The organism is Tessaracoccus luoxuelianae, from assembly GCF_054483915.1.
In genome coordinates this window covers 337,427-361,126 of record NZ_CM137013.1, presented here as the reverse complement: position 1 = coordinate 361,126, position 23,700 = coordinate 337,427, and the positions used below count along the sequence as shown (strand labels likewise).

Genomic DNA, 23,700 nt, shown 5'->3' with positions numbered 1-23,700 from the left:
GGGGGCAGATCGCGTCTCCGCGCAACAAAGAGGGGCCTCGGGACGTGTCCAGAGGGTCCCGGCGGGCCGCGGCGAGAAGACCATCAATGGGGACGCGTACGCCACGAACCCCCTAGTCAGAGGGCTGTAGCCATCCCGCTGACCCAGGCAGGAGCGCGGGTTCCACGTGGCCCTCGATTGTCTGGCCGATAGTTGATCTTCAGAAGTGGCCCCTCCCCTGTTAGCGTCGAAATCGGGTTCCTGTCGTGGCCGGGACCCGAACCGAAGGTCGCGTTTCATCACCCGGGGGGGACCAACTCATGGCCGAGTCGTACTATCTGGGGATCGACGTGGGCACGGCCCGCGTCGCTGCCGCAACAGCGCGGCCCACCCACGACGGCAGCGTGGTCGTCTCCCATGTGCCCCTGGGCCACCGCAACGACAACGCGCCCGCCGTGGTGTTCGTCACCTCCCACGGCGGCCTGCTCTTCGGCGACACCGCCGAGCGCCGCGGCGTCGCCGAGCCCGAACACCTCGTGCGCGAGTTCACCCGCAACGTCGGCGACGACGTGCCACTGTCAGTGGGCGGTCACAGCGTAGATGCCCCCCATCTACTCGCCCAGACAGTGGCCTCCGTCGTCTCGACGGCCACGGAGTCCGAGGGCACGGAGCCCGCCGGCGTGACCGTCACCTACCCCTCCTCCTGGGGCCCGCACCGCACCGGCCTGATTCGCTCGGCCCTCAGCGAGGTCGGTCTCCGGGATGTGGCGTTGATGTCCGAGGCGGAGGCGGCGGCCCGCAACTTCGAGGCCACGCATCCGCTGGAGCCGGGCCGATCCGTCGTGGTCTACGACCTCGGAGGCACCACCTTCCACACCGCCGTCACCCGGAAGGGCAGGGACGGCTCGCTCTCGCTCGTGGGCCAGCCCCTCGGCCTGGACAACCTGGGCGGTGCGGATTTCGACGACCTCGTCTTCCGTCACGTCCTCCGCGGCGCCGGGGCCGAGGGGATGGATCTGAGCAGCTCTGAGACTCGAGACGCGCTGATCCAGCTGAGGCGCGAGTGCGTGGACGGCAAGGAGGCGCTCTCGTTCGACACCGAGGTCACCATCCCGGTGCTGCTGCCCCAGGTCTCCACGAAGATCCGCCTGACCCGCTCCGAGTTCGAGTCCATGATCGACGAGCACCTGGAGCGGACCGTCGGCGCGCTGGACGACGCCGTCGAGGGCGCCGGCGTGGACATCTCGGACGTGGATGCCATCGTGCTGGTGGGCGGATCCTCCCGCATCCCCCGGGTGGCGCAGCGGCTCTCCGAACTGTTCGACCGTCCCATCGTCGTGGACCAGGACCCGAAGTCCTCCACCGCGATGGGCGCCGCGAGGGGGTCCCTGTTCAGCCATGTCGCGCTGGCCCACCCGTCGACCGCGCTCGCCATACGCCCCGACGGCGAAGTGGCCCGCATCGCGGATGACGAGAACGACGACACCGCGATTGTGGCCGTCCACGAGGCCGCCGCGGCGGAGCCCGTTCCGCGGGCACGATGGTGGTCCGGCCTGGCGCTGGCAGCGGTGGCGGTCACCGGCCTCGTGATGATCGGCGGCACCCTGCTCAGTGAGCTCACGGCCGGTGAGGAGGGGTCCTCCCCGCAGGCCGCGGCCTTCCAGGCACCAGTGACGCTGGGCCCCAGCGGAAGCTCGGCCGCGCCCGAGACATCCACCTCCGTGGCGGGGCAAACCCCCGCGCCCGCTGCCCCGCAGGATCAACAGCAACCGCAGCAACAGCCAGTCGCCCAACAGGATCCGATCATCCAGCGAGAGACCGAGACGGTGGAGAAGTTCATCACCACCGAGACCTTCACCACCGTCACCGCACCCCCACCTGCTGGTGCGCCCACCACCCAGCGGCCGGCGCCCACCATGCCGACGCCGACGAAGACGACGGCCACCCCCACCACGCAGGCACCTGCCCCCACAACGCAGGCGCCCGCGCCCACAACGCAGGCACCGGCGCCCACGACCCAGGCACCCGCGCCCACGACCCAGGCCCCGGACCCCACCACCCAGGCGCCGGACCCCACCACCCAGGCGCCGGATCCGACGACCCAGGCCCCGGATCCCGTCCCTACCACTGAAGACCCGGCACCCGTCCCGGTCACGGAGGACCCCACTCCCGCGTCTTCGCCGGAGTCCCCGCTCTCGGCCTCGCCTGACCCAGCCACAGCGCTGTGATCCAGACGGGGGCTCCGGGCGAGCCCATCGACTCCGTGACGCACTTCACCGGCGCTCAACATGCCTGGCGTGAGACGGCTGCGCTGGCCAACCCGTCGGGGCCGGTACGCGCCTTCGTGGTGGGGACGGCCGGCTCCGGCAAGTCCACCCTGCTCAGCCAGCTCCAGGAGCTCCTCACCCTCAGGGGGTTGCCTAGCACCCAGCTGGACGCCACCACGGACATCTCGGCACTCCCGCCCACGGACGTGCTGCTGGTCGACGACCTCCACCTCGTCGACGACGAGCGCGCCGAGGCGCTCCTGGAGCGGTGCGCCACCCGCGACGCGTCCGTCGTGGTGGCCAGCCGGCCGTGGCGACACTCCAGCCTTGCCACCGACATCGCCCGCCACCTGGAGCGCAGCGCGCCCCCCATCGTGCTCGGTCTGGTGACGCTCGCGGATGTCATCGCCTACCTGGGAGATCGAGGGCGGTCCGTCGAGCAGGAGTGCCTGGACCACATCCTCACCCTCACCAGCGGCGTGGGGTGGCTGGTGTCCAAGGCCCTCGCCATCCATGAGTCCGCACCGTGCAAGGACCCGCAGCATCAGGACCTGGTCCGGGACCTGGAGTCCCGCATCCTGCACCGCCTGGACACCGCGGAGGAGCCGCTCCGACGGTGGGTCGAGTTGAGCTGCGTCGGGGACTACGGTGATGGGTTCTTCAGCGACGACGTGTCGGCGGAGGACCGCATCGCCGAGGCATACGCCGAGGGCCTGCTGCTGCGCAACGGCAGCCCGGTGCCGGTGGTGCGCTCGGCCGTGCGGGGCGCGCTCCCGGCCTACCGGGTCGCGGCCCTGGGCGCCGTCGGCCCAAACACCGAGGGCGTGGTGGGCCCGGACATGGTGCTGCGGCGGGCCCAGGCAGCCTGGCATGCGGGCGCACTGGACCAGGCGTCCACTCTCCTGGACGCTCTGCTGGCCGAAGACCCGGTCCCGGCCGGGGCCGCGGATGTCGCGGCCGCGGTGTGGGCAGCCAGGGGGCTGATGGCCACCGGCAGCAGCGTCTACGCCGCCCTCCCGCCGGACGGCCCGTCCGCGGCGGTGAGGGCCTCCATCGCACACGTCGGCGCCGGCGCTTCCGATCAGCTGGCCGAACCCGAGACGACGGCGGGGCCCGGCCGGCAGGAGTCCCGTCGTTCCGCGCCGTGCACCCTCGACATCGCACTTCAACTGCTCGACGAAGGGTTGCGGGCATCGCTGCAGCCCGCCCCACCGTCGTCCGCCGTGACCCGCCTGGTGCGGGCCTCTGAGCTGTATACCTCGTCGCACGCCACCGATCCGCTCCCGGAGCTGCCGGCCGTGATCGCGGCGTCGGTGGCGCTCGGGGCCGGTGAACTGTCCACTGCCCAGCACGTCATCGACGCGGCCGTCGCCGGCGGACAGGGTGGCCGGTGGGCTAGGCGCAGGCTGTTCCTGTGGCAGGCCTTCGTGGCGCTCCAGGGCGAGCGGCCGTCGGAGGCGCGGGCCTCGCTCGAGGAGGCGATGGCGCTGCCCACCCCTGTCTCGCCGCGGGACGAATTGCTGCGGCAGACCATCCTGGTGACGCTGGCACGGCGCTACCAGGACCTCGCCGCCCTCGAGGCCGCCTGGTCGGAGGCACACGAGGGGGTCCGCCACATCGACGTGGACCTCTACACGCTGCTCCCGTTGGGCGCGCTGGTGTGCGCCGCGGCGCGCGTGGGTGACGCCACCACCCTGTCGTCGCACTTCACGCAGGGCCTGGAGCTGCTCGGTCGGCTCGGATCGCCACCGCTGTGGTCGCTGCAGCTCAGGTGGGCGGCGGTCCAGCAGGGCATCCTCCTGGACAGGCCGGAGCTGCTCGGACCGCACGCCAAGGCGCTGGTGGCCGCGTCGTCGAGCTGCCGGGTGGCAGAGGTGATGGCCCATGCCGGCGGGATCTGGGTAGCGGTGCTGTCGGGCAACGTGGAGCCGGACAGTGTGGAGGAGGCGGCCAAGGCGCTGTCCACCATCGGGCTGGCCTGGGACGGGGCCCGCCTCGCGGCCCATGGCGCCGGGCGCACGACGGACCGCAGGGTCTCGGCCCGGCTGCTCACCGTCGCCCGCCGGCTTCATCCGACGGCGGAGGAGGCTCGGCGGTCCGAGCCCGCCTCGCAGAACCCCAAGGACGCGCCGAGTGCCGCCGAGGGATTGCCGCTCAGCGACCGCGAGCTGGACGTGGCTCTGCTGGTCATGCAGGGCAAGACCTACGCCGAGATCGGGCAGACCATCTTCATCTCCCCGCGCACCGTCGAGCACCATGTGTCGCACATCAAGCGACGCCTCTCGGTCACCAGCCGCTCAGATCTGATCGCCAAACTGCGCGTCGTGATCGACCCGTCACGGCACCAGGTCCGATCGGAGCACCGATGACCACACACCCCCTAATGACCTACTCCGGGAGTGGGGGAAAGCCCCGATGCCTTCCCACCATCCCACCCCGTAGTTTGAAAGCCAGCGCCATCCGACCCTTGAGGAGACAGCCATGACAACCCCTTTGGTGACCATCGCTGACGCGCTGATTGAGTTCATCCTCAGTCTGCTGCGAGACCCGAACGCAGCTGCGGAGTTCGCCGCAGCACCCGAAGAGACCCTCGAGAGGAGTGGTCTCGGCGACATCTGCGGAGAGGACGTCAGGCAGGTGGTCCCCGTCATCGTGGACCACCCAGACGTCATGCCCCGGCCGCATCCCCCAGAGCCCCCCGTCGTCATCGTCAACCCGCGCCCGCCCACAGTGGTGGAGGAGATCACCCGGGTGGCCAACAACTTCCACGTCGACAACCGGTCCACCATCGTGGACCAGTCCGTCAACCAGAGCATCTGGGCGGAGGGTGACGTGCTCCAGGTCTTCGACCAGGAGACAGTCCTCGCCGTGGGCGACGCGTCGATGGCAGCCGGCAACGACGCCACGGTCGATTCCTCGCACAACGACACGACCATCGGCGATGTCTCCATCGGCAATGAGGAGACCAACGTCGAGATCGACGAGTCGTTCAACGACGAGTCGATGACCGCGGACGTGACACTCAACCAGTCGGCGGAAAACTCGTTCAACGAGGCTCCCGTCAACGTCGAGGTGGCCACGGAGGTCGACGATTCGTTCCAGAACACGGAGACCACCGTCGTCGAGACCGAGATCACGACCACCTCGGTCGAGGCTCCTGCACCTGCGGCCATGGCGGCCCCCGAGCCCGAGCCCGAGCCCATGGCGGCCGCCGCCGTGGAGGAGCAGTACGAGGAGCAGCCCACCGACGAGGACTACTCGCCTGATGAAGAGGAATTCGAACCGGCCTACGACGACATCTGAGACGGGTTCTAGAATTGAGTCGCATGACCGACGAACGCCCCACGGCCCGCCCGTTCCCCACCGGAACGGACGGGCCAAAGGCTGATTCCGGGCGCAAGCGCCCCGAGCGCCCAGCCCTGGCCAACGCCAATGCTGCCCCCGTGATCGTCAAGCAGCCTCCACCCTTCTCGATCCGGGTGACCCAGCTGCTGTGGGTGTTGGGCCTCGTGGCCGGCTCCGTCGCGGTGGTCTACTACTTCGTGGTCCGCGAGGACCAGCTGCCACTGATCATCGAGGCGGTCCGCGGCGTCGACGGCTCACGTCCGGACAGCACCTACGCCACGGCGGCGGACATCATCTACTGGTCGGCCTTCTGGGGCCTGCTCGCGCTGCTCCTCATTCAGGTCACACTGCTGGTGTCGTTCATGAACCGCAAGGACGGGGCGAGGTGGTGGATGTTCTTCACCGTGCTGGGCCAGGCAGCGCTGTACCTGGTGGCCAACGAGCTGGTCGCCGAGGGGGAGCACGGAGAGATCCTGCGCCAGATGTTCGCCGTGCAGGGCGGGCTAGTGCTGCTCGCCATTCTGGTGAGCACCTTCCCCGGAGCCCTGCGCTGGACCGCCCGCAAGCACGACGTCCGCAAGGGCGTCGTCGCCTCCCCGGGAGCCGAGGTCTGAGGCCACCGCCTCCAGGCTCCGGATCACCACCCGACACACCTCGACGCCGGCCCGCTCGGTGAGCGGGGAGTGACTCTTGGCCCGCCACCTGTCCAGTTCCTGCGTCAGCCGCTCGGACAGGGCGGGCCCGTCCGTGTCCTCGGGCACCCCGAGCCGCGCCGTCGTGGTGGTGCCGTTGGCTCCGACGATCCGCTCGGCCGCGGCTGCATCGTCCGCGGAGAGCGGGAGGCCCGACACCCTGGCCTCGGACAGCAGCGAGAGCTCGCGTAGCCCGTGCGCGGTGGCCTGGATCCGTTCGATCCCGCCGAGGATGGGGGAGGCGCCGTCGTGCGGGTTCTCGCGCAGGAGTTGGGCCAGGCCGTCGAGGACAGCGCGCACCTTCAGGGCCTCGGCGCGGGCGCCGAAGTGCAGGCTGATGAAGCTGCCGAGCTCGTCGAGTCCGCTGTACTCCACGAGCCGTTCGGTGAGCTCTGCCGAGTTGGCTGCGCCGGCCCTGATCATCGAGATGGCCAGCCGCACGCCGAAGATGCCGAAGCGGCCGAGGAGGCGGCGCCTGACGTCATCGTGGGGGGAGGCCACCTGCTCGGGCCGCACGAACCGGTCCGCCGACACCAGGAGCTTCTCCCGCTCCCCGCGCTCAAGATCGGCCAGCGCCCGGAACGCGGCGAACTCGTCCTCCCTCAGGGTGCGGGCACCCTCGGCCACCAGCCCGGCGACGGGTAGCACCGCCAGAGCAAGCGAGGCCAGATCCCCGTGCTTCTCGTAGCGGCGGGCCACCTTGCGGGCGGAGAGGAGGGAATCGATCCGTCCGGAGCCGATCTCGTCGGCCCGCGACAGTACGGCCACGGCGTTGACGGTCTTCGAGGCGCCGGCAGCAGTGTCGCGGAAGGCCTCGAGGAACTTGAGGTCCGACGGGTGGAGGTGGCGGAGCAGGTAGACGATCGCGTCGGCGGACGAAGGGGCGTTGTCCGGCGTGAGGAAGGCCGCGGACCGGGCCGACACGTCGTGGGACAGGGACTCGATGCCGGGGGTGTCGATGAGGATCAGCGAGCGCAGGACCCGCGAGGGCCAGCCCACGTCGATGCGTTCCACCTCGTCCGGGCGCAGCTCGCCCAGGTCCAGGACCAGCTTGCCGTGGGCGCGGGCGATCGGCAGCCTGCGGGGCTCGCCGGAGCGCGGATGGAGGGTGATCGTCGGCGTGTCCGAGTACCGGTACCAGGTGACCACCCGGGTGCACTCGCCGGCGTCGGTGGGCGCGATCTGTTCGCCCAGTATCGCGTTGAGCAGCGTGGACTTGCCTGCCTTGACGATCCCGGCGACTGCAACCCGGAGGGGCTCGGCCAGGCGCGTGCTCAACCCGTCGATGGTCTCGACGGCCGCGTGGTCGCCCTCGTGCAGGCGACGCGCCGCCGCCAGGAGGGCGACGGAATCCTCGTATGCCCCCGATGTCACCGGCCGAGCACCTCTTTGACCCGCATCTGCGGCAGCTCCGGCAGCTGCGCGCGCACCTTGTCGAGCTGGCGGAGCTGGGCCTGAAGCTCGAGCACGCGCTTGTCGCGCTTCTCCGAGTAGGTGCCGGCCGACTGCTTGGCCGACATGACAGCCTCCGTGAGCGAGCGGTGCAGCTGATCCGCGATGGCCCCGAAGTGGTCGCGGGCGGTGCGCTGGACGATCCGCAGGCGGTCCTTCAGCTGCTTGCCCACCTGGAATGTCACCTCGTCGATGTAGCGGCGCACGATGCCCTTCGCCTCGAACCGGCGGCGCAGGAGGCGGGAGTTCATGTCCTCGCGGTAGGCCCTACGGCCGACGAGGACGCCCGCGAGCAGCGACAGCGGATTGATCAGAGTCATCCCGATCAGGCCGGTGGCGAGACCCACCATGAGGACGCCGCCGTAGGAGCCGCGGACCCCGATGTAGATCTTCTCCACGGCGCCGAGCTGGCCGGTGTGATAGTCAGGGATCTCCTCCACCGCGTCGAGCACGCCGTCCGTGGCGCCGACGGCGATGACGGGCAGCGACGTCTCGTCCTGGATGAACAGCTCCGCGATCTCCTCGGTGAGCGCCTTACCCCGCTCGTCGGTCCAGACGAAGGTCTCCGACACGGCGGCGGCGACGCGCTGGTCGATCCATTCGGCGATCTGCTCCCAGATCGGCCCTGGGTCGCCCTGATCGATGGCGTCCTCCGCCTCGCGCTGAACGCGGCGGAGGCGGTCGCGCAGGTCGTGCTCCATGTCCGAGATGAGGTCCGCGACACCGTCGCCGAGGGCCACCTGCCAGCGCGACGACCGGCCGCGGAACTCGTCCGCGCGCGCCTTCGCCTCCTCCAGCTGAAGGATCAGCTGCGGGGTGTCCTCCGGGTTGAGGAGGGCGGTGAGTTCGGTGCGGGCGGCCATCGTCATCTGGTCCACCACGAACAGAAGATCATGCACTGCGCTGCGCGTGTTGATGACCTCCGCGCGACGCAGCACGTCGAGGCGCAGGTGGGAGACCAGGTCCGGGAAGCCGGATTCGTTGTTGAGCTCGCGGTCCTGCTCCGAGGCGGCGAGCAGCCGCAGGTCGCTGGAGACCGAGAAGAGCGGGAGCTCGCCGATCCCCTCGAGGTGTCCCTTGTCGATGCCCTCGATGGTGCGCCAGTCCGGATACAGGTCTGTCTTCGCGAGTACCGCCGCCACGTTGGGCGAGATGCGCATCGCGTGCTTGAGCAGCTGTACCTCGGGTTCGGTGTACTCCTGTGACGCGTCGGAGACCATCAGCACCGCGTGGGCCGAGGACAGCGCGGACAGCGTCGTCAGCGCGGAGGACGAGTCCAGGCTCCCGATCCCGGGGGAGTCCACCAGGCGCAGGCCGCCCCGCAGGATCTCCCGCGGCAGCACCACCTCGGCTGAGACGAGATGGCGTTCGTTGCCGGGATTCCCGAGCTCCGAGACGTACTGGGCCAGCTCCTCGAAGCGGATCGGCTGCCGCTGGATCTCTGACTTCCCGGCGTGGGGCTCCGAGCGAAGCAGGATGGTCGCGGCGGGCTGTTCGCCGTAGCCCACGGCGGTGGGGACGCTGGTGGCGACGTCGTCGTCAATGGGGCAGACCGGCGCGTTGACCAGGGCGTTGATCAGCTTGCTCTTGCCCTGCTTGAACTCACCGACCACGATCACGCGCACCTCGGGGTCGCGGAGGCGGGCGTTGGTCTGCACGAGGCGCTCGGAGAGATCGGTGCGGCCGCCGTTGGCGGCCATCGTGCCCATCGCCTCCACGAGCCCGATCAGCGTCTTCTGATTGGGGAGCACCACTGCACCCTCCACGACACCAGCAGGATCACTCATTCGGGTTCCTTCCCGCGATCGATCGTCGGTTTCTTCATCGTAGGCCTCCCCGGGTCACACGCCAGTTGCCCGGCCACCGTGGAAGGTGACCGGGCAACCGCCGTGTGAGGGTGTGATCAGGATCAGAGCTCGACGTCGATGACCTCGCCGCCGGTGGTGGCAGCGCCGGGGCTGAAGACGTTGCCCTCGTTCTCCCACTCGAAGGAGTTGAGTTCGGTGACCTCGTTGGTGAAGGAGTCCTCGATGTCGACCTCCACGTCCAGGTCCGTGGACTGGTCGTTGAAGGAGTCGTCGATCTCCATCTCCCAGTCGTAGTCGTTGTCCACCGAGTTGTCCTGGAACGAGTCGTTGATGCGGGTGTCGATCCAGGTGTTGCCGATGGAGATGTCGCCGAGCTCGACGCTCATGGAGGAGTTGTCGATGTCGATGTCGTCGCCGGCCGCCATCGAGTGATCCCCGAAGGCCACGTTGGCCGTCTGGCTGAAGTCCTGATCCACGTCGTCGCCGGCGTTGATGATCTGGTTGACGGACTGGTCAACGTTCATCGAGCGGTTGTCCAGCTCGAGGTCCGCGCCGCCGCCGTGCCCGTAGGCAGCCTTGCCGCCGAGCATCCCACCCATGCCGCCGAGGTTCAGGTCGCCGACGTTGGTCTGGTACTGGCGCACGCCCACCGTGGTGGAGTTGTCGTTGAGCGTCTGCTCGTTGAACGAGCTGGTGATGTTGAACGAGTCCTGCGTCTTCACCGACTCATCGCGGTTGAAGGAGTCGTCGATCTCCACCTCAACATCGAGGTTCTCGGAGTTGTCGTTGTAGGAATCCTCGTGCTCCAAGGAGTTGTCGACGTTGTAGGAATCGTCGATCTCGGTGTCCGTCTCGGTCTCGTTGAAGGAGTCCTCAACCTCGACCTCGGTGTCGATCTCGGTGTTGGTGGAGTTGTCCGAGTTGTCGTTCAGCGAGTCTTCGATCTCGACCTCGAGGTCGGCGTCGAGGTTGGTGTTGGTGGAGTTGTCGTTGAAGGATTCTTCAGCAACTGCCTGGAAGCCGGCTGTGTTGGTGTTGTCGTTGGGCATGACCCTTACCTTTCTCTGGCCGCCGATCTGGCGTGTTGAGGTAAGTCTTCATCCGACTGCGGATCCGGGCATCGGGGGTGACCCCGCAAACCCCATAGGGGTTGACGGGGATTCGCGCGGCGGATGCCCGACTGGCTAGGGGATCGGTCCGGAGTCGAAGCCCTCACAACCCGCGCCGATCGGGCTCAGACGTGGCGCCCGGGGCCGAGCGTCGCGGCGATCAGCTGCCCCCGGCCCGACATCGGCATCCGGGCGAACATCCCCCACATGGCGGCGGCCAGCCCGGTGGCGGTGGAGTCCCGCGACATGAAGTCGCGCTGAGCCTGGCCGGGGAGCCGACCGAAGGCGTCGAACAGGGCCAGCGTGCCGTCGACGTCGAGGCGGAGCAGGGCACGCAGGCCCATCTCGCGGAACAGGTCAGCGGGGGTGTGGGGGTCGGCCGTCATGGGTCGACCGGCCGTCAGGTCACGGGCCAGGCCGTCGGCCCGCAGCAGCGAATGGGCCACGGAGTAGCCCGTCACCAGGTTCCCCCCGCGCCCGGCGGTGCCGACCGCCGTCGTCCCAGGGGCGGCGCTCCAGCCCCGCCCGCGCATCGGGATGCGCACCACTTCCCTGCTCAGCGGATGCTCGACGGCGGACTCGGCCACCCCCCGCGACACCAACCGCGTCCGGAGCCTCGCCCTCAGCTCAGGGATGGGTAGGCCGGGCGCGGCCGCGAGGCAGGTCTCCTCGAGCAGCACTTCGCCACCCCCCAGGGGGATGGCGTAGAGGAAGGTGGGGGTGTCGTGCGGCTGGGGATCCGTGGACCAGTCGGTGCGCCAGTCCATCAGCAGCGCCGTCGCACCCTGCAGCGCCGGCGCCGCGACCTCGGCAGGCAGGACGATCCCGAACGCAGTCTGGGCCGGCGAGGGGTCCCGGGGGATGATCCCTTCGGGCCTCGCGCCGCGCGCGTCGACGACGACGCGGGCTTCGGATCGCAGGTCCGAGACCTCGTCGTCGGTCAGCCGGCCGCGGCGCAGCACCACCTCGTCGAGAGGGAAGGCGGCCTGGAGGGCGGGGTTGTCGAGGACGAGATAGTCGCGGGGGAGGGGGTAGGCGCCATGGGCCCTCAGCTCGGGGCGAAGGATACGGGACCGCACCACTGATTCCGGCAGCGCGCCCAGTTCGTCGCCCCAGATGCCGTAGGTGGGGCCCCAGACCGCCTCGGGGCGGGGGTCGACGGCGAGAACGCGCATCCCGTGCGCCGCGCACCGCGACGCGAGGGAGCGCCCGGCGGGACCGAGCCCGACCACGGCGACGTCGAAGGAGGTGGCGGTCACGGGTCCTATCGTTCCATGTCGCGGAAGGGCTCCGCGGTTGCTGTTCCTCCAGACCGATGCTCGAATGCCCTGGGGGCTCGAGACCTGATCTGGAGGAACAACAACCGCAGGCAGGGCGGGAGCGTCAGCCGTGATCCCGTGTGCAGGTGTCAGTTGCCGGTCTTGGGCAGCCCCACCACGGGCTTCTTGGTGGGCGGGGCGGTGGTGGAGGTCGTCGGCTTGTGCGACGGCTTGGGGGACGGGCTCATCGACGGGGACGGGCTCATCGACGGGGACGGGCTCAACGACGGAGAGGGACTCACCGACGGAGAGGGTTTGGTCGTCACCTTGGGCACCGAACACAGGATGACGTGGGAAATGTCCTTGTCAGAGGAGTGTTGCAGCTTCGTTCCGGCAGCCACCGACATGAAAACCTCGCTGGGCTCGTCGGTGGAGTTCTCTGAACCCGCCTTCAAGATCACGGCGTACCACACCCGGCCCTCGCCGGCCTTGGGGACGGTGAAGGGCATCTTGACCGGCTCATCCTTGTAGCAGTCGATGCCTGCCACGCCGAAATACTGTTCCCACGCCTCCGGGTGGTTCGCAGCCGACCCGTCTGGGATGTCGGCCTGGGCGGTCAGCCCGCCCAAGAGTCCCAGCGCCGCGATCAGTCCCGCGGCCGATATGGCTGCTATTCCTGTCCTGCTCTTCATGACTCTCTACCTCCTGATCCAGGTCGACGACTCTCGGCGACCCCCACGCCGCGGCCGTGCCATGCCCGGAAATTCCGGGCCGGCCAAGGCTCATCACTAACTAAAGAAACTACCTGAGCTGATGGGCATTTGATATAGGGGAAGACCCCGCAGCCGGCCGGCCAGGCGTTGGGACCTGCACCACCGCCCGACCGCCCAGAAGCCGTGGTGGGACTGCCGAAGACCGGCAACTGAGCCCACCAACGGCGTCTGAGACCGCGACCTCCAGGACCAGCTAGTCCTGGAGGTCGAGGCCGGCGGCCGTGCCGTCGTCGGGCACCAGACGCAGGCGCGGGGCGGGCTTGGGGGCCGGGGGGATTGTTCCTCCGCCCCAGGATCCGGCCAGGCCGATCAGCCCATCTGCGCGCTCGTTCAACGCTTCGCGCTTGGCTCCGGAGAGCGGGTACGAGGGAAGTGGAGCGTCGGCGCCGGGGCCGGCCAGGTCAGGGTAGGGGATGCCGCCGGAGGTCGTGTCCACATAGCTGGCGCGGAAGCCCTGCAGCCATCCGGCGAGACCGGAGGTCGCGGTGCGGAACCGGAGCCAGCGGTGGTTGTTCCAGCCCCACGTGGGTACGATGCCCGGCTGAGGCCCGGCGAACGCGTCGACGAGTTTGACCGCCCCCAGCCTCCCGCGTTCGGCGAGGTCCGTGACCACCTTGGGTGGCATCGACAGGTTCATTCCGCCCTCGGCGTGGTCGTGATGCACGGTGACGATCCGGTCCCGGTACCCGGGCATCACCATCTGGGCGCCGTCGACCCACTCGCGGGCGGTGTGCACCATGAGCAGCCCGAACGACGCCCAGGCGCCGAGCCCCTTCGTCGGCAGGGGGAACCACGGGCGCTGGAGGCCCGCCTGGTTGGTGGTGGGCAGGTAGCTGTTCTCGGACTGGTCCTGGGACTTCGCCCGCCCGGGCGGGAACGGCCCGAGGTTGAAAGCGAACGTGGGGTGCTTGGGCAGCGGGGAGTCGAAGAAGTGCACCGGTAGGTTGGCGCAGAGCCCGCCGTCGGTGAACCACACGCTGGAGAAGGTCGGCCCATCGGTGGCCGCTGCCTGACCGACGGCGCCGTCGGGTCCTTGGTTCTCGGGCCGGGTGTAGTCCACGGCGTAGAGCCGGACCGCGGAGATGAGGACCGGGAAGCTGAGCGACATCCGCGTGGGGACGATCACCGGAAGGTCGTCGGCCGCGGGCCAGGGATGCAGAGTGCGCCCCAGGTCGCTGCGCGTCTGAATGGGATCCCCGCCGTCGCCGGCCGGCGGGTGGGCCACCATCCAGTCGACGACGTCGGCGGGGAAGAGGCCGCGCATCTCGTCGGCGTCGAAGTAGAACTCGCGGGTGCTCCACGGCATCGCCATGGGCTGGTGGCGGGTCAGGTTGGTGGTCATCACCCGCAGCGTCACGTCGGCGCGGCGGAGGTCGCCGAACGTCAGCGGCGGCGCGCCGGGGGCCCGCCCGGCCAGCGTCTGGATCTTCTCGTAGAGCCAGGGGGTGAGCGGTTTGGCCCCGCCCGCGCCGTAGCCCTCCATGCCGGTGCACATACCGAAGCCGTCCTCGACGACGCGGCCGAACGTCCGCAGGGCGCCCACCAGGACCCCGACAGCCGCCCCGAGCACCAGCAGCAGCAGACCCCCGACGACGCCCGCCACGGACGCGATGCCCTCGCCGAGCGCGCTCAGCACGATCAGGACAAGCCCGATCAGCGCTCCCACGAGCGCCTCCTTCCAGAAGCTGCGCAGCAGGCCACCCACGAGGGCACCGATCTTCCCGCCCTCCTTCCCGGCCACCGAGAACATCAGCCGGAACAGCGGGGCCGCGGTCCTCGTCGGCTGGAAGAACGACGCCAGCTTGGACTGGCCGTCCGGCGCGAGGGCGGCCAGTTCGTCGGGCATCTCGTCGAGCCCTTCGAATCCGCCGGAGTGACGGCCGAGCTCGGCTGCCGCAGCGGCAGCCGCCGCGATGGCCCCGGCGGAGGCGCCCCCGACGGAGCTCAGCGTGTAGGTCTTCGCCAGCTCCGAGACCGCGCGGGGATAGATCACGCCGCTGGTGATGCCGCCCTTCATGACGATGTCGCAGTGCAGCGACGGCGAGGCGTAGGGGCTGGTGGATGCTGCTGTGGTCATGGTCACTCCTGGGGTCCGAAGAGTTTCGCGTGGTATCTCGCCACCACCTGGCGGCACATGGCGCTGTAGGGGGCGTGGTCGGCGACGAAGCGGCTGACCTCGCCCAGCCGTCGCTCCAGTTGGGTCAGCAGGTCCGGGTCGTCCGGGTGCCGGACGACGTTGTTCTGCGCCTCGACGACCGACTCCAGGTGGGCGATGAGGTCCAGCAGGCGGTCCCGCCGCGCGGCGCGGAGGCCCCGACGCTGGAGGGCGCAGACCGTGATGGTGGTGGCCCCCTTGGCGCTGCCGCGCTTGGGCTTCACCCATCCGTCGTCGACGGTGCCGGTGCCCCACACGAACTCGAGGTGCTTCTCCGGGAAGTCGAGGTAGGGGTGCAGCAGGAGTCTCTTCTCGCCCTTCTCCCCGCCCGGGGAGGTGCCGCGGGGCGATCCGGGGGCGAGCGGGAACGCGTTGGCCTTGCCCGCGGTCTTAGCCTCCTCCTCGTTGGGGAGGTCCTGCCTGCGGGGGCTGTTGCAGTCGGTGCACGACGGCAGGAGGTTGGTCCATTCGCTGGCCAGCCAGTAGTAGCCCGGCGGCACGCGCTTCCCGTCGATGGTCACCTCGCCCTTGGGGCGGTAATGCTCGATGGCAACGGGCTGGGTGGCGGCGTAGAAGGTCTCGCAGTAGGCGCACTTGCCGCCGAACGCCTCCTCCAGCGCGGTGCGGATGTCGGGGTTCTTGTAGGCCTTGTAGCCGTCGTACTTGGCCGCGCCGTCCCACGCGGCATAGAAGTCCAGGGCCGCCTGACGCTCCTTCAGCGTCTTCTCCCCCGCCAGGCTGGGCGGTTCCTTGGGCCGCGGCACCCGTCGCATCACGAGCTCCCCGGCAGGTACTTGCCCCACAGCTCGGACAGCTTGGCGGTCATCTCCTTGCTGCTGGGGGCGACGGCGTCGCCGGTCTCGCGGCGCTGCGCGATGTAGTCGGCGGCCGAGGTGAGCAGTAGCCGCTCGCGCTCGGTGGTGCCGAACTGCTCCAGCTCGTCGAGGCGGGCGCGGACCCGCTCCAGGCGGTCGGTCTGCTCCTTGCTCGGCTTCTTGAGCCCCATGAGGCGGTAGTAGTTCTCCCACAGCTCGGTGACCTCCGGGTCGTCGGTGGAGCCCAGGCCGAAGTGTTCGGAGGTGAGCAACTGGTCGATCCGCATCCCGGTCACCGGAGGCAGGTCCGACAGCGACACGACGTCGCCCTCGCTGTTGCGGCGCATCACGACCACCTCGCCGTCGACGATCCCGCGCAGGCACAGCGGGTCGTGGGTGGTGACGATGAACTGGATGCGCGGCATCAGGTTGCGCATGGCGGTGACGATCCGCAACCGCCAGCGCGGGTGCAGGTGGGCGCCGATCTCGTCGATCAGCACGATCCCCTCCGCCAGCGCCGACTGCGTCCACAGCCGCATGGTGGAGCGCAGGATGTCGCAGGCCATCACCACCATCGACTGGTAGCCGTCGCTCAGCGTGACGATGTCGGAGCGGGTGCGGCCCTGCTTGAGGAGCACCTGGTCGTCGTCGCGGAGGAGCTCGGCGTCCTGGTCCAGAGCGAGCATCTCGTGGATGCCGCGGGCCACGTCGTCGAAGGTGTCGTCGTCGAGGGAGAGCAGCCAGGAGGTGGGGTCGGTGAGGGGGGCGACGGGGTCGAAGAGATTGTCGACGCGCACCACCCTGTTGTCGTCCTGCGGCGACGGGGTGCGTGGCAGCAGGCGGGTGGCGCCGTAGCCGAGCATCAGCGCGGCCACCGGCTCCGGGCCGGAGAACTCATGCTCGCCCTTGGCCCACTCGAGCCGGAGAGGCTCCTGCCGCCCGGAAAGGTAGACCTCGACGAGGCCCTTGCGGGCGCCGTCGCGAAGGAACTTACGGGCGTCGATGCCGAGCGCCCGGCGCTGCTCGCCGCCCATCATGGTGAGCGCGATGGCGTGCAGGACTGAGCTCTTGCCGCAGCCGTTCTCGCCGAGGAGGACCGTCCAGGGGCCGCGCTCGCTGGTGGATTTCGCGAGGTCGATCTCAAGCTCGCGGATGGGGCGGAAGTTGCGGATGACCACGCGCTCGATCCACTGGGTGGCCTGGAAGTAGTTGCCGCGCTGGGCGCCCACCATGTTCGAGGTGAGGTCGTAGGCCGGGGCCCCCGGCTCGGCGCCGGACATGGGCGGGAGGTCGGGGCCTGAGGGTCGCGGTGGGGGCGGCGGGGGAGCGGCGGCCTCCAGGGGTGCGGACTGGGCATAGCCGCCGAACTGGCGGTGGAGGGTGGGGAAGGCGTTGCCCGGCTCGGAGTGGCGGGCGGCGAGCCGGGCCTTGACCAGGAAGTCACGGTTGAGGGCCAGATTGTCGATGGTGGCGCGGCCGCGGTCCGTCAGCGCGGTGACTGTGCCGTCGGGCTGGTAGCGGAGGTGCTCGTCGGGGTCGTCGAGGAGGGGGTCCAGGAGGAGGGGCTGCTCGTGTCCGAGGGTGTCGAGGGAGGTCGCCCGCTCGCCCGCCACCGGGAAACGGGTGCCGCGGGAGCGGATGCAGTCGGCGCAGGCTGGGTAAAGGTTGTCCCACTCGTAGCTGAGCCACCAGTAGGCCTGGAGTGAGACGTCGCCGTCGGTGCCGACGGCCCCCCAGGTTGGGCGGTGATGCGTGACGACGGCGGCGTCGGAGCCTTGCATCTCCAGGCCGCGCTCGCAGTAGGCGCAGGTGCCGTTCGTCATGCCGAGCAACGAATTCAGGATCTCCGGGTCGTGGAGGAGCGGGTCCGGCTCGGGTCCGCGGGACCTCTTCTGCCGCCAGGCGTGCGCGGTTTCCTCCGTGAGCCGGTCCTTGGCCTCGGCCAGGACCGCCGGCTCGGTGGGTCGTCGATGCCACATGGCGTACCCCCTTGTTGCCGCGATTATTGCCCGGTTCGGCCCGGCTGGGAAGGGGTCGAACGGCGAGGGTTCACGCGTCATGGGGTGAGGGCCCGGTGGGTGTCGGATTCCGGACGACAGACCGTCCAGGATCCTTACACTCTGAGCGCCCGCGGCCCGACCCCGTCGCCCCCTGCCCCCGGGACGGGGACGGGGACGGGAGTTGAGCAAATGGCACGGGTCGCGAAGTGGTGCGCGCTCAGCTCCCGCGGGGAGGTGTCCGCGACCCTTGCCATTTGCTCAAACGCACACCCCGCCGCGCAGGGTCCGCGGCGGGCGGGGTCGTGGTTCAATCGGCATACCTCGTCGCGACCCACAAGGAGTGCTCATGGCCCGATCCCTGAACGGCCGTGTCGTCGCGGTCGTCGGCTCCGCGGGCGTCCTCGGCGCTGAGATCGCCCGGGTGCTCGCCTCGCGTGGCGCCACCGTCGTCCGGGCGGGCCGCCGCGGCGACGTCGACGTGCGCGTGGATCTGCAGGACGCCGGCTCGGGTGACGCCCTCGTCGCCTACGCCCGCGACCGCCACGGCCGCCTCGACGGTGTGGTGATCGCCGCGGGAGTCGTCACGTTCGGTCCGCTGGCTGACACCGACGACGAGGTGATCGAGGAGCTGTTCCTCACCAACGCGATCGGGCCGCTGTGGCTGGCCCGTCGCGTGATCCCGGCACTCGTCGAGACCCGCGGGTTCCTGGTGCACCTCAGCGGGGTGGTGGCGTCGCAGCCAGTGGCGGGCATGGCCGCCTACTCCGCGTCGAAGGCGGCCGTCGCTGCGGGGCTCGCGGCATTGGGCCGGGAGGTCCGACGGTCCGGGGTACTGGTGTGCGACGCCCAGCCGCCGCACACCGAGACGGGGCTGGCCACCCGCCCGCTCGCCGGGCAGGCGCCGGCCATGCCGCGCGGGCTGGACCCCGCCGTCGTCGCGGAGCGTGTGGTGGAGGCCGTCGAGCGCGACGAGGCGAGGGTGCTCGCCGCGGACTTCGCCTGACCGGCTGGTGCGCCATCCCCCCGCGCGGATCCGACGCTTGCCGCATCCTCAGGCGACCTGTTGGCTCACACTGGGACCAACTGCTACCCGGAGGGCGCGCCCATGGACCTGTCAGCGTTCTACTCGTTGTTGGCCGGCACCTCGTTCACCCTGGTGGGCCTGTGGTGGGTCGTCGTCCAGAGCCGCCCTGCCTGGAGGGCCGACGCCGACCGTCGCCGCCTCGCCGCCGGCACCTACATCTCGTTCCTGCTCCCCGGACTGATGGCCACCCTCGCGCAGATCAGCCCCGACACCCCGCTGCTGTGGCGCATCAGCTTCGGCAGCTGCGCGCTGGTGGGCCTGTGGTCCACCGTCGGGCTGCTCCGCCGTGAGCGTTCAGCCACGGTGGTGGGCACGTTTCGGCGGTTCCGGTGGGTTGCCATCGTGCTCTACCTGGCCATCCTCGTGCTCGGCGTGGCGCCCGAACTGGCGCGAGCCGCCGGGTTCACCCCGCTGATCGTCGGGGGCGTGCTGCTGGTCCTTCTGGTGGTGCTCGCCCACGGACTCACGTGGGATTTCCTGATGGAGCCAGAACCCGATTAGCCGTCCGCGGACGTGGCGGAGGGCACATCGACCCCGCAACGGAGGTCGTGACCTCCTCGTAGCATGGTCCCCATGAGAAGTGGGATGGCTGCGGGATGCTCCGGGGGAACAAGGCGATGATCCGCGACCGCGACGACGCCGGTCGGCCCCGCCAGGCCCGCCCGCGTGACGCGCTCGGCCGGCCCCTGCCCTATGGGGCCGCGGGTGTTGAGCCGGTGTCCGAGGAGCCCTTGCCTCCGTTGGAGTCGGTGGAGCTGGCCAGGAGCCTGGTCGCGGAGGGTCGGCAGTTCGCTGCACACGAGGTTCTCGAGGCCCGCTGGAAGGCCGGCCCGGACGAGGAGCGTGATCTCTGGCAGGGACTCGCCCAGATCTGCGTCGGCCTGACCCACACCGCCCGCGGAAACAACGTCGGTGGTGCCCGGCTCCTTGAGCGCGGTTCTTCCCGGGTGGATGCCTACCGCGCCCGCGGGGGGCCGTCCTACGGCTTGGACCTCGGCGAAGTCGTGGCCTGCGCCTTGCGGCAGGCAGCCGAGAGCACTGAGGACTGAGCCGCTCGAGGAAGGTCCGCCACTTCAGCGTGGGCGACCAGCTGGGGACCGATCGGGGTTAGGTTGGGCCCTGTGACAGCGTCACGCGCCCGGGCAGAGCACGAGCAGGCGCTGCGGCGGCTCCGATCGTCGTACGAGGCGATCCCCGCCGGAGCCCCGGTGCGCCTTGCCAAGTCCACCTCGAACCTCTTCCGGCCCCGGGCCGCCACCACCTCGCGGGGGCGGCCGCGGCCGGCGAACCGACGGCGCGCGCCTGGGGCCTGTACATGGCGGGGTCTCGGCTCAACTTCGAGCGCAACAACGTCCAGCTGCACCAGGTGCTGGCGGTCAGGACAGCCGACGACGGTTCGAACGGGTTCCCCCTGCGCCCTAGCTGGTGATCGTCAGATGGGGCGACGACGGCGTGGCGGGGTGACCGGTCCGGCGGGTCACTTCCTCGGAGTGGTGGTGGAGGCGATGTTGGAGTACTCCGACACTCCGGCCGCGTTGGAGGCACGAACCCGATATTGGTAGGTCGTCCTGCCCGCCAGCCGGGTGTCGGTGAATGACGTGACCGTGCCGACAGAGGCGATCTGCGCGAAGTTCGTGCAGGTAGCGCCCTTGCAGCGCTCGATGAGATAGCCGTCTTCATTGCTGGCGTTGTCCACCCAGGTCAGCTGGATCTGGCTCTTCGAGCTCGCCGTGGCGGTGAGGTCCGATGGAGCTGCGGGAACCGTCGTCGCCGGGGGTGCAACCAACAGGGCAACGTTCTCACGGATCGTCGGGAGTTGGGGGTAGAGGTTGTCGCCGGGGCAGGCCGTGGCCGTCGACGGCCAGTCCTGATGCGTCGCGATCGTGGGCATGGGGGCGGTGCGGCCGGTGACCGGGTTGACGTACTCGACGGAGCCCAGGGGGGACAGCGAGTGCCGATCGGCGAGATCGGCCAGCAGCGACTCCAGCCCGCCGACACTGCCGGCGGGCACCGTCGTGTCGCCGGTGCATCCTCCCGACGCATTGAAGCAGCCCATGAGCGCCACCCCGATGTTGCCGCTGTTGTAGGTCCCGACGTGGGCGCCGGTCACGATGTTGCCGGTGCCCGCCTGGTGTGCGAAGTCGGAGCCGTCGCCGCCACCGTCCAGGCAGGAAACGGTGCTTCCGGCGCTTCGTCCCTCGTAGACGATGCCGTTCCGGTCGACGAGGTACTGGTAGCCGATGTCGGACCATCCGTTGGATTTCACGTGGTAGGTGAGGATTGCCCGCATGGTCGCCGAATAGTCCTGCGTCGAGGTGTTCGAGGTCGCGGTGTGGTGGACGGTCATCACCTGCGCCGGAAAGAACTCGCGGACATCGCCCTGCTCCCACCCGGTGATCGACTCGTCGGCGCCCCAGTCTGCCCGCGAGCGACAGGCGGTGACGGCATGTGCCTCGCTCGCCGCCTGAGCGGGGGCGGCTTCGACCGGGCCGTCGGTGGTGTTGATGGCCGCCGCGCGCCAGTTGTGGGCGCCCTTGGGGAGGTTGCGAACCTGGTAGGCGGTGGCATGATCGACCGCGATCAGGGACCCGGTGAACTGGCCCTCCGCCTGGGCGCCGTCCAGATCGAGCGACTGCCAGGCCGTCCAGCGGCCGTCCACCAGGAACCGGACCTCACCGAACGGGGAGGCGCCCTGACCAACGAGGCTGCCGTTGGGTGAGTCGAGGTCTGCGACCAGACCGAAGTAGTCGATCGCGTGGTCTGGAGTGACCGGAGCGGAGCCGAACGCCCGTGTGACGTTGAGCGTCCGGTGGTGACCGGCCGCGGTGGCGAGCGGCGGATCGACGACCAACCCCACCGTCATGGCGGTGCTGGCCACCACGACAGCCAACACACGAGCGACGAACCTACGAGCAACTGACATCTGGTCCCCCAAGTCAACCCGCAGCACAGTCGCGCTGCCGAGCGACAGCGCATCGGGCCAGCCTGGAGTGAGGGCGGGAGGGCAGGAACGACTCGGGTGGTCAGTGCGGCGGATGTGAGCCCTAGGCGGGGGTCTCAGGACTCCTCCGGGGGAGGAGGCCCCTTTTAGGGTGGTGTCTCGGGGTCGGTCTACCCTCCGGGATCCGACACCGAAAATGGGGTCCGGAGCGGCCTGCTCCCAACGAGGCGCACATCACAGCCAGCGAGGCCCCTGACGAGGTGTCGAAGTCCCCTTCACCGCTAGCCGCGGAGGGCGCGCACCACGTCGTCGCCCGCGTGCGCGATCGCGTCCAGATCGCCGACCACGATCAGGCGGTCGGTGGCCCGCGACAACCCCACGTACAGCCGCTCCCTGAACCGCTCCCTGGTGCCGTCCTCGTTGATGCACAGCACCACGGCGCGACGCTCCAGCCCCTTGAACCCCAGCACGTGTCCGTAGAAGGGAAGGTCCTCGTCCCAGAACGAGTCCCAGTACGTCTTCTGCTGCGGGTCCTCGTCCTGCCGCGACACCTGCTCGGGGTGCCGTCGGCCGGTGGTCAGCAGAGCGATGTGCCCGGGCGCCCAGCCCTCGTCGAAGAGGAGGTCCATCTGGTCGTCCGCGACACCCAGGGCCTCGTCGGGGCTTGCCTGGACGTGCACCACCTCTGGGCCCTCGCCTCCCTGGAGGCGCATGCGCAGCGGGGCGAGCGGCTTGAACACCTCCGCGATCTGGCGGGTGTTGCGCAGGTTGTGGTCCAGCACCAGCGGCACGAGCGGCACCGGCGGGCGGCCGAAGCGTTGGAAGAGGCGCTGGTTCTCGTCGGAGTAGAGGAACAGGCCGCCGTCCTCCTCGTCGCGCAGCGCCGTCACCAGCGGCTTCCACCACGATTCGGCGAAGTCCTGGGCCTCGTCGACGACGAACGAGTCGAAGCGCGCCTTGGGCGGCAGCTCGGCCGCTTTCTCGGCCATGAGCAGGGGGAGGCGGTGCTCCCAGAAGTCGGGGTCGTCGCGGTCGCCGGAGGCGATGCCCCACTGGTTGGCCAACGCCTCGAAGGTGCCGACGAACGCCGGCCGCTGCTTGTACGGCCAGGTGGCCACCTCGCGGCTGAAGTGGCTGGCCAGGCCCAGCGAGTAGCACACCAGCGCCACCCTCTCCTGGTGGCCGTTGCGCCCGGCGGTGAGCTGCCGCGCCTGCGTGAGAGCCAGGACGGTCTTCCCGCTGCCGGCGCCGCCGCGGATCTCGACCCGCCGGAGCAGCCGGGTCACGCGCAGCACGAGGGCCTGGTCCTCGGTGAGGCGGTCGGCGCGGGCCTGGCGCTCGTCCGCGTCGTCGATCACGGAGGCGACGGCGCTGGTGCCGCGGGCGGTGAGGATGTCGACGATGGTGGTGCAGTCGTCCTCGGAGGGGGGCCGACGGTGGGTCTCGAACCCGGCCGGGACGTGGGCGAGGCGCTCGGCGAGGCGGGGAAGGTCGCGGCGGTCGTGGAGCATCCAGCGTGGGCAGTCGGGGAGGTGGAGGTCCGCGGGGAGTTCGGTGAAGGGGGTGACGACGGCGTGCAGGAAGCGGGCCTTCGGGTGGGAGCTGTCTGCCCAGCGGCGGTCGGACTCCACGTAGTCGCGGATGGCGTACTTGGTGTCGCGGGCCTGCCCGACGGGTTCGACGGGGCGGCTCACGCCGTCGTGGGTCATGGTCCAGGCGCCGTCGATGCAGGCGATGCCGGACCCCTTGACCTCCACGACGACCACGCCCACGCCGGGCAAGGCCACCACGAGGTCCGCCTCATGGTCCTTGTGGACGTCGGTGAGGCGGAGGTTGGCGATGAGGGTGTCTGAGGGGTTGAGAGTGTCGCGGAGACGCTCCCAGACGACGCGCTCGGACTCGGTGGTGAACCGCGGGTCGGAGGGAACCAGCCGTGGGGTCATGGGGGACACGCTAGCCCGCGGGTCGCGCATCGGTGGCCCCGGCAGCCCGACTTCCGCGGTTGGGGGCAGCGTGCCGCC

17 protein-coding genes are annotated in these 23,700 nt (G+C 70.0%); 7 read left to right on the top strand and 10 right to left on the bottom strand.

All coding sequences use genetic code 11. The features are described 5' to 3' along the window. Window positions 1-299: 299 nt before the first annotated feature. The 4 genes from ACX1D1_RS01345 to ACX1D1_RS01330 all read left to right on the top strand — a co-directional run bounded on the left by ACX1D1_RS01345 (window position 300) and on the right by ACX1D1_RS01330 (window position 6,205). A complete protein-coding gene (locus ACX1D1_RS01345) occupies window positions 300-2,207 on the top strand; it encodes an Hsp70 family protein (RefSeq protein WP_459055616.1) in 1,908 nt (635 codons plus the stop codon). Next, complete coding sequence (locus tag ACX1D1_RS01340; RefSeq protein WP_459055615.1) at window positions 2,204-4,615, top strand: LuxR C-terminal-related transcriptional regulator; 2,412 nt, start codon at window positions 2,204-2,206, stop codon at window positions 4,613-4,615. The genes ACX1D1_RS01345 and ACX1D1_RS01340 overlap by 4 nt, the downstream gene beginning before the upstream one ends. 112 nt (window positions 4,616-4,727) lie before the next feature. Then, window positions 4,728-5,549, top strand: a complete 822-nt coding sequence (locus tag ACX1D1_RS01335) for an IniB N-terminal domain-containing protein (protein ID WP_459055614.1) — start codon at window positions 4,728-4,730, stop codon at window positions 5,547-5,549. Between the two features lie 23 nt (window positions 5,550-5,572). After that, entirely contained in the window at window positions 5,573-6,205 is a 633-nt protein-coding gene (locus ACX1D1_RS01330) for a hypothetical protein (RefSeq protein ID WP_459055613.1), read from the top strand. On the opposite strand, the gene ACX1D1_RS01325 is transcribed toward ACX1D1_RS01330, so the two are convergent. From ACX1D1_RS01325 to ACX1D1_RS01290, 8 genes are all read right to left on the bottom strand, one after another. Further along, window positions 6,095-7,657, bottom strand: a complete 1,563-nt coding sequence (locus ACX1D1_RS01325; RefSeq protein ID WP_459055612.1) for a dynamin family protein — start codon at window positions 7,655-7,657, stop codon at window positions 6,095-6,097. The genes ACX1D1_RS01330 and ACX1D1_RS01325 overlap by 111 nt on opposite strands. Then, window positions 7,654-9,522: a dynamin family protein gene (locus tag ACX1D1_RS01320; RefSeq protein WP_459055611.1), complete on the bottom strand. Its 1,869-nt coding sequence runs from the start codon at window positions 9,520-9,522 to the stop codon at window positions 7,654-7,656. Before ACX1D1_RS01320 ends, ACX1D1_RS01325 begins: the two co-directional genes overlap by 4 nt. Window positions 9,523-9,644: 122 nt before the next feature. Continuing rightward, complete coding sequence (locus ACX1D1_RS01315; RefSeq protein ID WP_459055610.1) at window positions 9,645-10,592, bottom strand: hypothetical protein; 948 nt, start codon at window positions 10,590-10,592, stop codon at window positions 9,645-9,647. A 185-nt stretch (window positions 10,593-10,777) separates the two neighbouring features. Then, entirely contained in the window at window positions 10,778-11,911 is a 1,134-nt protein-coding gene (locus ACX1D1_RS01310; protein ID WP_459055609.1) for a lycopene cyclase family protein, read from the bottom strand. 149 nt (window positions 11,912-12,060) lie between these two features. Next, a complete protein-coding gene (locus ACX1D1_RS01305) occupies window positions 12,061-12,603 on the bottom strand; it encodes a hypothetical protein (RefSeq protein WP_459055608.1) in 543 nt (180 codons plus the stop codon). A 274-nt stretch (window positions 12,604-12,877) separates the two neighbouring features. Beyond that, the gene (locus ACX1D1_RS01300; RefSeq protein ID WP_459055607.1) at window positions 12,878-14,761 is read right to left on the bottom strand and encodes a hypothetical protein; all 1,884 of its coding nucleotides are present in this window, start codon (window positions 14,759-14,761) and stop codon (window positions 12,878-12,880) included. Window positions 14,762-14,763: 2 nt separating this feature from the next. Then, the gene (locus ACX1D1_RS01295) at window positions 14,764-15,612 is read right to left on the bottom strand and encodes an HNH endonuclease family protein (RefSeq protein WP_182781179.1); all 849 of its coding nucleotides are present in this window, start codon (window positions 15,610-15,612) and stop codon (window positions 14,764-14,766) included. Then, window positions 15,612-17,633, bottom strand: a complete 2,022-nt coding sequence (locus ACX1D1_RS01290; RefSeq protein WP_459055606.1) for an AAA family ATPase — start codon at window positions 17,631-17,633, stop codon at window positions 15,612-15,614. Before ACX1D1_RS01290 ends, ACX1D1_RS01295 begins: the two co-directional genes overlap by 1 nt. A 367-nt stretch (window positions 17,634-18,000) precedes the next feature. Between ACX1D1_RS01290 and ACX1D1_RS01285 the strand changes: the two genes are divergently transcribed. From ACX1D1_RS01285 to ACX1D1_RS01275, 3 genes are all read left to right on the top strand, one after another. Beyond that, window positions 18,001-18,657 carry an SDR family NAD(P)-dependent oxidoreductase gene (locus tag ACX1D1_RS01285; protein WP_459055605.1) on the top strand — a complete coding sequence of 219 codons (657 nt, stop codon included), beginning with the start codon at window positions 18,001-18,003 and terminating at the stop codon, window positions 18,655-18,657. A 102-nt stretch (window positions 18,658-18,759) separates the two neighbouring features. Then, on the top strand, window positions 18,760-19,239 hold the full coding sequence (locus tag ACX1D1_RS01280; RefSeq protein ID WP_182800280.1) for a hypothetical protein: 480 nt from the start codon (window positions 18,760-18,762) through the stop codon (window positions 19,237-19,239). A gap of 95 nt (window positions 19,240-19,334) precedes the next feature. Next, entirely contained in the window at window positions 19,335-19,787 is a 453-nt protein-coding gene (locus ACX1D1_RS01275; RefSeq protein WP_459055604.1) for a DUF309 domain-containing protein, read from the top strand. Between the two features lie 428 nt (window positions 19,788-20,215). Here the strand turns inward: ACX1D1_RS01275 and ACX1D1_RS01270 are convergent, their stop codons facing one another. Beyond that, window positions 20,216-21,661, bottom strand: a complete 1,446-nt coding sequence (locus tag ACX1D1_RS01270; RefSeq protein WP_459055603.1) for an N-acetylmuramoyl-L-alanine amidase — start codon at window positions 21,659-21,661, stop codon at window positions 20,216-20,218. A 299-nt stretch (window positions 21,662-21,960) separates the two neighbouring features. Next, the gene (locus tag ACX1D1_RS01265) at window positions 21,961-23,622 is read right to left on the bottom strand and encodes an NERD domain-containing protein (protein WP_459055602.1); all 1,662 of its coding nucleotides are present in this window, start codon (window positions 23,620-23,622) and stop codon (window positions 21,961-21,963) included. Window positions 23,623-23,700 lie beyond the last annotated feature (78 nt).

Bases quoted from the DNA above. Each gene is read 5' to 3' on its own strand.
- ACX1D1_RS01295 (WP_182781179.1), bottom strand. From the start codon at position 15,612: ATGCGACGGGTGCCGCGGCCCAAGGAACCGCCCAGCCTGGCGGGGGAG.
- ACX1D1_RS01300 (WP_459055607.1), bottom strand. From the start codon at position 14,761: ATGACCACAGCAGCATCCACCAGCCCCTACGCCTCGCCGTCGCTGCAC.
- ACX1D1_RS01330 (WP_459055613.1), top strand. From the start codon at position 5,573: ATGACCGACGAACGCCCCACGGCCCGCCCGTTCCCCACCGGAACGGAC.
- ACX1D1_RS01290 (WP_459055606.1), bottom strand. From the start codon at position 17,633: ATGTGGCATCGACGACCCACCGAGCCGGCGGTCCTGGCCGAGGCCAAG.
- ACX1D1_RS01285 (WP_459055605.1), top strand. From the start codon at position 18,001: ATGGCCCGATCCCTGAACGGCCGTGTCGTCGCGGTCGTCGGCTCCGCG.
- ACX1D1_RS01335 (WP_459055614.1), top strand. From the start codon at position 4,728: ATGACAACCCCTTTGGTGACCATCGCTGACGCGCTGATTGAGTTCATC.
- ACX1D1_RS01320 (WP_459055611.1), bottom strand. From the start codon at position 9,522: ATGAGTGATCCTGCTGGTGTCGTGGAGGGTGCAGTGGTGCTCCCCAAT.
- ACX1D1_RS01345 (WP_459055616.1), top strand. From the start codon at position 300: ATGGCCGAGTCGTACTATCTGGGGATCGACGTGGGCACGGCCCGCGTC.
- ACX1D1_RS01275 (WP_459055604.1), top strand. From the start codon at position 19,335: ATGCTCCGGGGGAACAAGGCGATGATCCGCGACCGCGACGACGCCGGT.
- ACX1D1_RS01315 (WP_459055610.1), bottom strand. From the start codon at position 10,592: ATGCCCAACGACAACACCAACACAGCCGGCTTCCAGGCAGTTGCTGAA.
- ACX1D1_RS01270 (WP_459055603.1), bottom strand. From the start codon at position 21,661: ATGTCAGTTGCTCGTAGGTTCGTCGCTCGTGTGTTGGCTGTCGTGGTG.
- ACX1D1_RS01265 (WP_459055602.1), bottom strand. From the start codon at position 23,622: ATGACCCCACGGCTGGTTCCCTCCGACCCGCGGTTCACCACCGAGTCC.
- ACX1D1_RS01305 (WP_459055608.1), bottom strand. From the start codon at position 12,603: ATGAAGAGCAGGACAGGAATAGCAGCCATATCGGCCGCGGGACTGATC.
- ACX1D1_RS01280 (WP_182800280.1), top strand. From the start codon at position 18,760: ATGGACCTGTCAGCGTTCTACTCGTTGTTGGCCGGCACCTCGTTCACC.